Below are 13,007 nucleotides of genomic sequence, written 5' to 3' on the forward strand. Positions count from 1 at the left end.
TAGGTTATATGACCTGTATTATACTAATTCGTTTTACGGAGTATGTACAAATTTTTATCTTCCGTCAGTTTTCCATAAGCCTTAATTTTAATTGAATTGATTGACTGATCTCATATATACTATAGCATTTTAGTCAAAGTTTTTTTAAAAAATCTTTTGAAGAATTGGCATTTAATTACCATAATACAAATTAATGTTCGGCTTATAGTTGAAGTTGTTTCTTTATAGATAGTACTTAACGTATGTAAACATTAAGTATATTTAGAAGTATATATATATCATTAATGCTCACATTAAAAGAATCAACTACACATCAACATGAAAACTCAACTATTAGGAACTTCACTTTTATTTTTATTTGGATGCGGATTACTTACCTCGCAAATAACGGACGATGGTTGGGAAACCATGTTCAATGAAAATGATTTAAGTGGATGGACTACCAAAGTGTACCATTATGAGGTTGGTGATAACTATGCGGATACCTTTAGGGCAGAAGATGAAATGATCAAGGTAAGATATGATAAATATGAGGGAGATTTTAATAATAGATTTTCGCATTTATATTATGATAAGCCTTTTTCAGATTTTCATTTTAAGGTACAATATAGATTTGTAGGTGAATTATATGAAGGTGCACCTGAATATACTATTTTGAATAGTGGTGTCATGTTTCATTCACAGGATCCGCAAACCATGTTAAAAGAACAAGATTGGCCAATAAGTGTAGAAATACAATTTTTAGCAGGGGTAGAAGAAGGTGTAGATCGACCAACAGGTAATATGTGCTCACCAGGTACAGATGTGGTTTATGAAGGTAAAATAGACCCTAGACATTGCATTAAATCAACATCAGATACGTATTACGGAAATCAATGGGTAACGGCAGAATTAATGGTATATCATGATTCATTGGTTAAACATATAATTAACGGTAAAACAGTATTGGAATACACAAAACCACAAATAGGGGGCGGTGTTGCAAACGGTTACGATCCTAAGATGAAAGAAGATGGTAAACTCTTGAAAGAAGGATTTATAGCTTTGCAAAGCGAAGGTCAACCTATTGACTTTAAGAACATTGAAATACGCAACTTAAAAGGATGTACGGACCCCAGGGCATTGAACTATAAAAAGTACTATGAAATTTCAGATAAAGAAGCGTGTAATTATCAGTAGTCCTATTTCAAAATAGCGTTATATTTTGAGTTATTGCTCAATAGTTCTGTAGCAGCTAAAATAGCTTCGTCGTTGTTTAGGTAATATTGGTAAAGGCCATCTCTATAAAAATAGCGCTTCACTATTTCATCTTCTAAATTCTTTTGAATTTCGCTTTGGTATTTGTCCAATGCATTAAGTTTGCCCTTTTCTATGTTGGCTAACAACGTTTTGTAACTATCCTTGACATCTGGGCCTAAAAAGTCGTTTTTATCGCCTGAGAGCGCCTTTTTAATTGCTTCTTCCGCTTTGGTCTCAAAAGAGAAGTTACTTTGTTTTACATAATTTTTAAAAGCGCTAAAATCGGCATCTGTAAAATTGAACTCGGCAACATTGTCATATTTGTGGGTATAATGATAGTTGGTTGCATAATCAAAAATAATATTGTTTTGCAGTAAAGCCAATGTAAGGTCGTTAGTTTTAGAAGTTGCTATTTCAATATCTGGTAGAATACCACCACCATCTTGTACTTTTCTACCATTACGGGTCGTAAAATCATTGAAGGTGGTATTACGTACCGCTTTACCGCTTTCATCTCTGTTCCAATAATCTAAAGATTGTATACAACGACCGGAAGAGGTATAGTATCTAGAAATAGTAACCTTTAACTGCGTACCGTACGTTAGTTTAAGAGGGCGTTGTACCAGGCCTTTTCCAAAACTTCTGGCGCCCATGATCACTGCTCTATCCAAATCTTGTAAACTACCTGAAACTATTTCACTGGCAGAAGCACTACTACCGTTTACCAAAACCACTAACGGAATTTCTTCGTCTACAGGTTGGTTGTTGGTATGGTATTCTCTGTTGAATTTTTTAACCTTTGATTTTGTAGTTACTACCAATTCTCCTTTTGGGACGAATAAGTTGGTAACGTTAATAGCTTCGGATAACAAACCACCAGGGTTGCCTCTTAGGTCCAAAATGATTTTTTCAGCACCCTTTCCCTTTAGATCTAATAAAGCGGATTTTGTCTGTTCGGTTGCTTTTGCATTGAATTTTGCTAAAACGATATAACCGGTTTTGTTATCTATCATTTTAAAGAATGGTACCGCATCTACTTCAATACCTTCTCGTGTTATACTTGTAGTGTTTAATTTACCTTGTCTTTTATAGGTAACATTAATGGTAGATCCGTTAGCTCCTTTTAAAAGCTCACTTGCATTATCTTCAAAATCGGCTACTTTGATATCTCCTATTTGAATTATTTCATCACCAGCCTTTAATCCTGCTTTATCTGCGGGGTATCCTTGGTGCGGTTCTATAATTAACAATTTATCATCAAAAGAACGTACCATGGCACCAATACCGGAGTATTCACCGGCGTTGTTTATACGGTATGTTTCAACATCTTGTTCATTTAAAAATTTGGTATAAGGATCTAGCTCGTTCAGCATGTTTTTAATGGCGGTATCCATTAATTCTGCCGGGTTGGTTTCATCCACATAGTTCATGTTCAATTCTTTGAACAGGGTGGTAAAGATTTCAATTTGTTTAGCTATTTCAAAAAAATCGCTTTTATAACTACTTCCTACAAAAAGAAAAGCGATGGCAATTATGGGTACTAGTATTTTTCTACTTACTATTTTTTTCATCAATCTGTAGCTTAAACTTGTTTAAAACGAGCTTCATTTTATGATCTAACTGCTCAAAGGTGGGCATATCCTTACCAAGGTATAAAAATAGAAACGCAAAGTTAGCATCTGTATTGTTAAAAACCAGTGCTTTATTGAGTCTATAAGACTCTCTTAGTAAACGTTTAATATGGTTTCTGTCTACGGCACTTTTAAAATTTCGCTTAGATACCGTTACTGCGGTTTTAATATGTGCTTCTTTTTTTTCTACGGATAGATAAATCAATTTCAACGGATAAACGGAAATACCCCTACCCTCTTCAAACAATTGGGTAATGAGTATTTTACTTTTCAGTTTTTCCTTTTTTCCGAAGGATCGATCCATTATATAAGAAATTATTAAAAATAATCAGCCCCCAAGATGGGGGCATAAATATCTTAAATTTTAGCAAAAGAAATTACTCTGCTTGCCAAACATTGTTCTCTAAATTAACATCTGCCATTAGTTGAGAAGGGTCTATAACAATTGCTTGTATTGAAGACATTGGTTTACTAATTTCAAAATCATAGGTCGGGTAGGCCCATGGCCAATCTTCTAGTACAGTTCTTTCAATACCTTCATAAGGGTTCTCTTTTTCACCGCGCATTATTCTTAATGGCGCATAAAAAGTTTCTTTGCTGCCATCATTATACACTACTAGAATATCTAGCGGCATTGGCATTAGACCAACACGCTCTAAGGTTACCTTTGTACTGTTTTCCGTCGTAGAAACTTCTTTAATACCATAGTCAATGGTATTGGTAGTTTGTGTCCAATCTGTTAAATACCAGTCTAGTTCAATGCCGGATATTTTTTCTGCAACACGTTTAACATCGTTTGGTACAGGATGTTTAAATTTAAATTCATCGTAATAGGTACGGATCGTTTGCATCAATTTATCTTGACCGATTACATAACCTAGTTGAGAAAGAAAAATAGATCCCTTACTGTATGCAGAAATACCATATGCAAAATTAAGTGCATAACGATCGGCATGTGTAGTTTGTGGTTGTTCTTTGCCGGACAAAGCCAAGTTTCTATAACCTTTGTAAGTACTCTCAAACGGATTTTCCTTATCAAAATCCATTATTTCGGTCATACAAAGTTTAGATATGAACGAAGTAAAACCTTCATCCATCCATTCATGCTTGCTTTCATTTGTTGCCAATATATGTTGAAACCATGAATGTGCAAGTTCATGAGCCATTACACCTACCAAACTGCCAAATTTACGATTACCTGTTATTAAAGTAGACATTGCATACTCCATACCGCCGTCACCACCTTGTATAACAGAGTATTGGTCATAAGGGTATTTACCTATATTATTACTGAAGAACTCCATTGCCTCAATAGTCTTAGGCTGAAGATTCTTCCAGTTCTCTAAAATTTTAGGATCATCCTTATATAAAAAATGTAATACAGGACCATTAGGCACTTGTTGAACGTCATGTATATAATCTGGATCTGCCGCCCACATGAAGTCATGTACCATTGGCGCTTTAAAGTGCCACGTTAAGGTTTTACCTTTTTGTTTTTTAATTTTTGTACCGGGAGTTTCGTACCCATGCCCTATTTCATCGGCATTTTGTAAATAACCGGTTCCCCCAACGGTATATTCTTTATCAATGGTCAATTTTACATCAAAATCTCCCCATACACCTTGAAACTCTCTAGCTATATACGGATCGGCATGCCAACCTTCAAAATCATATTCTGCTAATTTTGGATACCATTGGCTCATTGATAAAGCGACTCCTTCTTCACTATTTCTACCTGAACGTCTAATCTGTAAAGGCACTTGACCTTTGAATTCCATGTTAAAGGTAGATTTTGCACCAGAAGCTATCGGTTTGGCTAAATCAACAACCAACACGGTACCTTCTTCAGAAAAGGAAACTTTGCTGCCATCTTGTGTTAAAGAGATTGCATGTAAGTAGCCTTGTTCGCTTTCCGTAAGTGAAGCAATTCTACTTTTCTTATCTGGCGTCGTCATTCTATCATCTGGATCGGCAATGTTCTGTAGACGAATATCCATTTCACTACCTGGTTGAAAAGCATTGAAATACAAATGGAAATACACTCTTTTAAGCTCATCTGGAGAGTTATTGGTATATACTAAAGTTTGGGTACCTGTATATTGAAAAGTTTTGACATCCATATTGACCGCCATGGTATAATCAACATGTTGTTGCCAATAATCTGTCTTGTTTTGGGCCAATAATCCTATAGAGAAAATTGCCGTAAAAAAGGTGAAAAGTGATTTAGTCATCTTAGAGATATATATAATTAAAGTTTGATCTGCCCTGCAGCCACTTTACTGGCCATTACCAAGGCATTGTAAGCATTAGCTATTTTACCAGAAGTAGAGATTTCATCTAAAGAACCGCTTTTGCCCGTATTCTTACCCAATACTACTTTGGTCTTAATAGGTAAACCAGACTGTAATATGATCTTTTTTACTTGTGCAGCAGTTAGTTTTGGATATTGGGAAATTACCAACGCGGCAACCCCGGCAACCCCGGGTGCGGCCATTGAAGTACCTGGAGAATATTCATACTCATTGTTTGGGTAAGTAGAATAGATATCTGTACCAGGAGCAAAAATATCGACATTTATTTTACCGTAGTTAGAATAGCTAGCTACAAGCTCTGACCCATATTTAGGGTTTAAAGCACCTACGGTAATTACGTTATCCGCAATTTCAGGTCCATTGTTGACTTGATCATTAGGAAAATTAGAATTGATAGGGTTGTCAAGATCGGCACCATCGTTACCGGCAGCATGTACAAAAAGCACGTTATTATCTGCAGCATATTTTATGGCATCATAAACCCATTGCGCATTAGGGGAAAAAGACTTGCCAAAACTACCGTTTATAATACGTGCACCATTGTCAACGGCATATCTTATACCTCTAGCAATATCCTTATCATACTCATCACCGTTAGGTACGGCCCTAATACTCATGATAGCTACATTATTGGCAACACCGTTAACCCCTTTACCGTTGTTACGTTCAGCACCTATAATACCGGCTACATGTGTACCATGACTTTCATCATCTACCCTGTTATTAGGGTTGCCATTGCCATAATCTACATCAGTAATATCATAAGGGTCATCACCTACGCTCTCACGGCCATTGAAATCTTTGTTTAGGTTGTAGTTAAGTTGCTCGGTATAATATTTGATACCATTGTTCAATTCATCAAGAACTTCGGGTATAGAATCTTTTATACCGAACATTTGATTTAGAATGGCAACATTACGTTGCATAGTTTCATCTGTAGCATTTATACCGGCTAAATCTTTTTTGGTATAGGTATCTTTATTTAAATACTTCTTTACATCTGCATCTGCATTTTTTACGGCTTGGTATATAGATTCATATTGCTCTTTACCTTGAAGAGCTTCGTTATATTTAGAGTCAAGTTTGGTTTTAGCCTTTGCTAAAGTAGCAGCGTCACCAATGTTTAAACGAAGCATACGAACATATTCTAACTGCTCGTTATAAGACTCACCCAAGAAATTATAACCGTGTATATCGTCAATAAAGCCATTGCCATCATCGTCAATACCATTACCCGCTTTTTCTTTTGTATTGGTCCATAATACGTTTACAAGGTCTTCATGTTTTAAATCGATACCGGAATCAAGAACGGCAACGATCGTTTTGGTTCCTTTTTTGTTCTTGATGATTTCGTTATACGCTTTATCAACACTCATACCCGGTATGGTATCCGCAACAAGATCTAAATGCCCCCAGTTGTTTTTTTCACTGGTGGTTAGGTCAGAAATTTTTAAAGGAGTAGCATCTATGTTTTCTACAGGAGTAAGAATTAATCCGCTTCCTCCTGCTGTTTTAGTACTTCCGCATCCTGTCAATATTGCGGCAATAGAAAGGGCAAAAATTGATTTAAAATATGAATTTGTCATATAATGGCAACTGTTAGTTAATGTTTCTTGTTTATAATTTAAAATTAATTGAAGAGTTCGTTAAAAGTGTATATTTTATCTAAACGAACACCCCTATCAGTGTGTTTTAAGGTACAAAGTTGGTTATGCGCATCATGTTCAAAGAACAGATAGTAATTATTGTCCGCAGCTTCGTTCAAGAATAGTTCTTTTTCTGACATTGTCAATAATGGCCTAGTATCATAACCCATAACATAAGGTAGGGGAATATGGCCAACGGTTGGTATTAAATCTGCCATATAAGCTATAGTCCTGCCCTGATATGAAAATTGTGGCAGCATTTGTTTCTCCGTATGGCCGTCTATAAAACGAATATCAAAACCTAAGGGACTATTTTTGAGAAAATTATCATCCTCAAAATCTATAAATGATAGTTGGCCACTTTCCTGCATAGGTATTAAATTCTCTGTCAAGAAAGATGCTTTTTCTCTTGGGTTTGGTTTTGTTGCCCATTTCCAATGTTTTTCATTGGTCCAGAACTTAGCCTTTTTAAATGCGGGTTCATAACCTGTTCTGTCCTTGTTCCATTGAATGGCCCCACCAACATGATCAAAATGTAGGTGTGTTAAAAAAACATCCGTTATATCATCTCTATGAAAACCATGCTTTTTTAAAGAAGAATCTATGCTAAAATCTCCCCAGCGGTAGTAATAGCCAAAAAACCGTTCAGACTGTTTATTTCCCATGCCGGTATCTACCAAAATCAACTTATCGCCATCTTCTATTAGAAGGCTTCTTGCGGCAATATCAATTAGATTATTATCGTCTGCCGGGTTAGTTCTTTGCCAAATGGTTTTAGGTACTACGCCGAACATGGCACCACCATCCAATTTAAAATTACCGGTTTCAACAGGATAAATTTTCATAAAGGGCAAAATAATAAAAGTGAGGGTAATCTTGGGAATATTAAGAAAGTATTATCATTTAACCGCTAGATAATAAGACTTAATAAGGTTGTAGTAGCGAGATTATCAAATTACCCAATAGTAGCCTATCTCATCAATGGTAGTTATGCTAAAAAACTAATCTTCATTTATTAAATCTCCAATAATATGATGTGCCAAAGGTTTGGTCAAATGTTTTTTGACAACAGCATATTCTTTTCCTTTTTCAGAATCTAAATTATCTAACGAAGAACTTAAGATATAAACTTTGCAATGGTTGGTAAGCGAGTCTGATAAATTTATATATTCATCTAAAAATTCAAATCCGCTCATACCGGGCATTTTAATATCCAAAAATATTACATCTGGGTAAGTTTCATCATTTTCAATAATATTTTTTAAATAGGCCAACGCTTCAGACCCTGAGGTCATGGTTGTAATTTGAGAAATATTATCTTCTTTTGAAATTATGGCTTTATTAATAAAGTTGTCCACATCTGAATCGTCAATCAATAAAATATTAATATTATTAGCCATACTGTTATTTACCTGCTTCATTTGGTATTTTTAAAGTAAACGTTGATCCGTCACCTATTTTTGATTGTACATTTATTGTTCCTTTCAATTTAGAAAGTACTTCTTTAACTATAAAAAGCCCTATACCAGAACCCATTACCTTAGAAGATACCCTATAGAACATTTCAAATATTTTTTCCAATTGATCTTCTGCCATACCTACACCATTATCTTTTATAATTAAGATTGCCTCTTTTTTGGTGGTTTTCACATTGATCCAAATAGCTGCATCAGCTTTATTAATATCATGATACTTGATGGCATTAGATATAAAATTATTCAATAAAACTGAAATTCTCTTACTATCTGAGATAAAATTGAACTTATCGTCCACATTAATTTCAATATTTATTTTGTGGGTATTCTCTAAGTACCACAAACTTTCTATGGAATGTTCTATTAAAGTAGTAAAATTTATAGGTTCTAGTCTAAGGGCAATATGTTTATTTCTAGAATATTCAATGATGTCTTTGATAAAATCATCTAATCTTTCAATAGATTTTTCCATCATGTTTAAATGTTCGTATAGTTTTGGGTTGATATTTTCCATTTGAATTAATTGTATCAATCCTAAGACCGAAGATAATGGAGCTCTTAACTCGTGTGAAGCACTATAAACAAAACTGTCCAATTCTGAATTGGTTTTCTGTAGTTCATGAAATTGTGTCTCTAAACTATTTTCGGCCTCTTTTCTTTTAGAGTCATCATAGATATTGACCAGATAACTGACCTTACCTTTTAAATGCAAGGGTTTTATAGACATTAACAGTGTTTTCTTTATGCCATTTTTAAGTCTTATTTTATATTCTTGGTTTACTATTTCACCTTCTTCTTTTAGTTTTTTCCAAAGTCTTTCACGCTCTACTTCGTCAATAAAAATTTCTTTAGAATCTATAACGGTCTTGCCCAGTAATTTTTTCTTAGTGGTATTAAGTATGGCATAAACCATTTCATTGGCATCGACCACTCTTCTTTCTTCATCTAAAATTAGCATACCCATAAGGTTTGTTTGAAAGGCCTTGGAGAATTTTTCCTGACTTTCTTTAAGTGCTAGTTCAGATAGAACGTTCTTGGTAATATCCATAGAAGTACCATGGTAAATAAGAGGTTCACCATTAGTATCATAGACTATTTCTGAAAAGGCTAAGAAATACTTAAATGAGTTGTCTTTTAGTTGAATTCTATATTTACTTGGTACCGCATCTCCTTTTCCTTTTTTCTTTGCCAGTTTCTTGTCTAAAACAATTACATCTTTTTCATATATAATTTCCCTTACCAAATCTGGTGTCATTTTTGTTTTAGGGTCAATGCCGTGCATAGCATACATTTCTTTTGACCATTCTACTATATTGCCGGTCATATCCCAATGCCAATAACCAATATTTCCAATTCTAATGGCCGCATTCATTTTAGCTTGTAGGTCTAGAATTTCAAAATCTGCTTCTTTTTGCTTTGTAATATCTATAATAGTACCTCTATACTTATTTGGAGATTTATCTTCATTTCTTAAGACCTCCATTTCGGCTATAATATGCTTTATAGAACCATCTTTTAAAATTATTCTATAATTTAACGAATACGTATCAACATCTTCTGTTACGCTACTTAAAAGCTCCCTATGACTTTCCAGATCATCTGGATGCATTAGACTTTCTATAAAAGGTAAAGTTATTTCGGTTTTTGGGTCTACATCATAAATAGAATATAGTCTAGGTGACCAGTAAAGAATTTTAGTGCTGAAATCATAATCCCAATAACCAATTTTACCGATCCGCATGGCTATTTCCATTTTATTCTTTAAATCTAAAATTTCAATATCAGCTTCTTTTTCTTTTGTAATATCTATTACCGTACCTCTATATTTTATAGCTAAATTTTCAGGTTCCCTGATTACCTCTACCTCTACCATTAAATATTTGACCTTACCATTTACTATGATCCTATAGGTAAAGGCATGGTTAATTTTATTTTTAACAATGTCATATACTTTTTTTCTATGTAATTCTAGGTCGTCTGGATGGATAATACTTTCTAAATACGATATAGTTAAAATTGTACTTTCATCCATCTCGTATATAGAGTACATGAGAGGAGAACAATTAAAAGTTGCCGATTCAATATCAAAATCCCAATAGCCAATTTTACCAATGCGTATTGCCGCATCCATCTTGCTTTGTAGTTCAAGAATTTCTTTTTGATTTTGCTTTCGCTCGGTTAGGTCAAAGCCTACAGACCCAATAGCTATAGGTTTGTTCGTTGTTTTGTCCTTAATGAGAAAACCAGAAAATTCTAAAGGAATTATTTTATTGGTCTTAAAATTTTTAAGTGGTACTTCTCCTGTCCATAATCCTGTTTTCATTATGGTGGGTAAATGCTCGTTGATTATGACACTTTTGTAACTGTCTTCAAAAAAATCGAACATTTTTGAATTGTTCACATCAAAATCACAGGGCAATTCAACCATTTTTTTTCCAGCATCATTTAAATACAATGGATCACCGGATAGCGTTGCAAGACCAATAAAACCTGGACTATTTTCAATTATTGAGATTAAGCGTTGCCTTTCTTCATCGGTTTTCTTTGCTTCGGTCTGGTTAACGTAAGTACTTAAACTATAGTTTTCGCCTAAATATTCATAAGGCTCTTTTGATAGTAGTAAATGTAGAATACTACCATTTTTAGCTATAAAATCAACCTCTAATTTTTCTATTTTTTGAGAATCGTTCAATGCAAGAATATCAGGGTCGGCATTTAATTTTTCGCTAAAATCTATTAAACCAAGTTCTAATATAGATTTGCCCTTAATCTCTTCTAAAGAATATCCTATTAAATCTAGAAAATAAGAATTAGCGTCAACAAAACGATTATTATGATCTTTTATGACCATACCTACAAAGCGGTTGTTATATGCCTTACTGAACTTAACTAAGTTTTCTTCTGCCGCCAACTCTAATTGTTTTCTTTCTGTAATATCCCTAACAATACCCATAATAGTAGTATTGTCAATCATTTTAGCACTAACTTCTCCGTAAAAAATAGTGCCGTCCTTTTTTATTAATTTTTGTTCTGAACGTATAGTTTTCCCTTTTCTCAATTCAGCATAGTTAACTGATCGTTTTGTTGTTTCCTCATCAATGGTCAGGTCTGTTATATTAATGTTCAACAACTCAACTTTTGAATAGCCGAACATTTTAATTCCATAAGGATTTACATCTAAGATGTTTCCCCGAAAATCATTTAAAAATATACCGTCAGAAGCCCCGTCTATTAATGATTTATATCGCTCCTTACTATCTTTTAAAAGCGCTGTTTTTTCTTCTACTATTCTTTTTAATTTTGCTGGTTGCCGCATTAGGGACCAAGAAAGTATACCACATACTATAGAGAGTAACATGCCCAATAATGAAAAAAGCATGGTAGAAGAGTTCATTTTGTTACTGTCCAAGTAGACATACAGTTTCCATTCTCCTTGACTAGTGGTTAGTGGTAAGGTGGTTGCGCTTTCTTTAGATATGTTTTTAGAAGCGTAAAACGTTTCTTCAGTATTATCTGCATTGATTTTTACTAATTTATAAGAGAATTTTTCATTGTTGGTACTGTCTAATTGAACTGCATTGATGACTGTAGATAGGCGCACAACAGCGGCTACAAAACCATTGAAATCTCCATTTTTATATAAGGGTCTTCTACCAATTATGCCAGAACCACCTTGTTTAAGGTAAATAGGTCCGGCGGTGTAGTAATCTTTTCTTTCTAGGGTAATTTTGGCACCAAATTTATTGTCTGGGTCATTTAGGATATTCATGCCAATGACTTCGTTTCCTTCTAAAGGGTGTACATGGGTAATTACACCCTTTTCATTTACAAGCTCAAGGGCATCAATACTATTGTTGTTGTTTAATAGTAGTTGTGCAATGCTGTCAAAATCATCTGGTATACCATAATGATCAACAATAAATGCAAGCGTTTGTGTAGCATTATAGCTTTGACCTAAGATATTTTGTAAATCGATTTTTAGGCTTGATACCCTATTCTCTATTTCTTGCTGTTCTGTTTGTTGATAAAGCTGGTATTTCTGAAAAGCAATAAACTGGGTTATGATCAAAACAAGTAAAAATGCCAAAAAACCGTGTAATAAAGGGTTTTTTAAGATGGACCATTTAAAGGTTTCAGACATTTTTGTTGGTAAGGATTATATAATTATACTAAAAACTACAATATAAATAGTATCAGCTTATGCCATGAGGGTAATACGAAGTTAAAAAAGTCATGCTTACAATAGTATTTTTTTTCTATATTTTGTAAGATTTAACTTCAATATGTAGGTCTTTTATCAGTTGTATTTTTAGTTTTCTACCGGAATTAATTTACTCTTTTTCATTCAATATGGCTAAAAGTGTTTAACTAGATTTTGTTAAAAGCCCCTATTTTGACTTGTTTTAGACATTTAACTAAAACAAAATATCGTTGAACATATGCTTTTTAACAGATAGGTTTATGTGGTTAATTTATAAACCAAGCTATAATTTTACTTATAAGAGAGGTATCAATAGTTTTTTTGGAATAATGGCAGAAACTGTTAGGTTGACTTTAATGTAGGGATGGAAATATAAACTTACTCATGTAATTTGTTAAGTAGCCGGTTCCAATAAATGCGTTCAACTATTTATGTATACTATTATTAAGGGAAATTTGCCAATTGAACCTTGCATTTAAAATGAGATGTTCACTTGGTTTTTA

Annotated in this window: 8 protein-coding genes; 1 reads left to right on the forward strand and 7 read right to left on the reverse strand. The window is 33.9% G+C overall.

Annotated elements, in window-relative coordinates; translation table 11 throughout:
- Window positions 1–318 precede the first annotated feature (318 nt).
- Window positions 319–1,179, forward strand: coding sequence for a 3-keto-disaccharide hydrolase (locus PXC01_RS01440; protein ID WP_276470595.1), 861 nt, complete (start codon window positions 319–321; stop codon window positions 1,177–1,179).
- A gap of 2 nt (window positions 1,180–1,181) precedes the next feature.
- On the opposite strand, the gene PXC01_RS01445 is transcribed toward PXC01_RS01440, so the two are convergent.
- The 7 genes from PXC01_RS01445 to PXC01_RS01475 form a co-directional block, all read right to left on the reverse strand.
- Window positions 1,182–2,810: a S41 family peptidase gene (locus PXC01_RS01445; protein ID WP_276470596.1), complete on the reverse strand. Its 1,629-nt coding sequence runs from the start codon at window positions 2,808–2,810 to the stop codon at window positions 1,182–1,184.
- The gene (gene rnpA, locus PXC01_RS01450) at window positions 2,791–3,174 is read right to left on the reverse strand and encodes a ribonuclease P protein component (RefSeq protein ID WP_276470597.1); all 384 of its coding nucleotides are present in this window, start codon (window positions 3,172–3,174) and stop codon (window positions 2,791–2,793) included. Before rnpA ends, PXC01_RS01445 begins: the two co-directional genes overlap by 20 nt.
- A 73-nt stretch (window positions 3,175–3,247) precedes the next feature.
- Window positions 3,248–5,101 carry a M1 family metallopeptidase gene (locus tag PXC01_RS01455; protein WP_276470598.1) on the reverse strand — a complete coding sequence of 618 codons (1,854 nt, stop codon included), beginning with the start codon at window positions 5,099–5,101 and terminating at the stop codon, window positions 3,248–3,250.
- 17 nt (window positions 5,102–5,118) lie between these two features.
- On the reverse strand, window positions 5,119–6,768 hold the full coding sequence (locus PXC01_RS01460) for a S8 family peptidase (protein ID WP_276470599.1): 1,650 nt from the start codon (window positions 6,766–6,768) through the stop codon (window positions 5,119–5,121).
- 44 nt (window positions 6,769–6,812) lie between these two features.
- Window positions 6,813–7,673 (reverse strand): MBL fold metallo-hydrolase, encoded by an 861-nt coding sequence (locus PXC01_RS01465; protein ID WP_276470600.1) that lies wholly within the window; start codon window positions 7,671–7,673, stop codon window positions 6,813–6,815.
- A 156-nt stretch (window positions 7,674–7,829) separates the two neighbouring features.
- On the reverse strand, window positions 7,830–8,249 hold the full coding sequence (locus PXC01_RS01470; protein ID WP_276470601.1) for a response regulator: 420 nt from the start codon (window positions 8,247–8,249) through the stop codon (window positions 7,830–7,832).
- The gene (locus PXC01_RS01475) at window positions 8,233–12,444 is read right to left on the reverse strand and encodes a PAS domain S-box protein (RefSeq protein WP_276470602.1); all 4,212 of its coding nucleotides are present in this window, start codon (window positions 12,442–12,444) and stop codon (window positions 8,233–8,235) included. Before PXC01_RS01475 ends, PXC01_RS01470 begins: the two co-directional genes overlap by 17 nt.
- Window positions 12,445–13,007 lie beyond the last annotated feature (563 nt).

This window comes from Maribacter huludaoensis (assembly GCF_029350945.1).
Taxonomy (GTDB): domain Bacteria; phylum Bacteroidota; class Bacteroidia; order Flavobacteriales; family Flavobacteriaceae; genus Maribacter; species Maribacter huludaoensis.

Excerpts from the sequence above, each read along its gene's own strand:
- PXC01_RS01440 (WP_276470595.1), top strand. The coding sequence starts at position 319 with ATGAAAACTCAACTATTAGGAACTTCACTTTTATTTTTATTTGGATGC.
- PXC01_RS01465 (WP_276470600.1), bottom strand. The coding sequence starts at position 7,673 with ATGAAAATTTATCCTGTTGAAACCGGTAATTTTAAATTGGATGGTGGT.
- PXC01_RS01475 (WP_276470602.1), bottom strand. The coding sequence starts at position 12,444 with ATGTCTGAAACCTTTAAATGGTCCATCTTAAAAAACCCTTTATTACAC.
- PXC01_RS01470 (WP_276470601.1), bottom strand. The coding sequence starts at position 8,249 with ATGAAGCAGGTAAATAACAGTATGGCTAATAATATTAATATTTTATTG.
- rnpA (WP_276470597.1), bottom strand. The coding sequence starts at position 3,174 with ATGGATCGATCCTTCGGAAAAAAGGAAAAACTGAAAAGTAAAATACTC.
- PXC01_RS01460 (WP_276470599.1), bottom strand. The coding sequence starts at position 6,768 with ATGACAAATTCATATTTTAAATCAATTTTTGCCCTTTCTATTGCCGCA.
- PXC01_RS01455 (WP_276470598.1), bottom strand. The coding sequence starts at position 5,101 with ATGACTAAATCACTTTTCACCTTTTTTACGGCAATTTTCTCTATAGGA.
- PXC01_RS01445 (WP_276470596.1), bottom strand. The coding sequence starts at position 2,810 with ATGAAAAAAATAGTAAGTAGAAAAATACTAGTACCCATAATTGCCATC.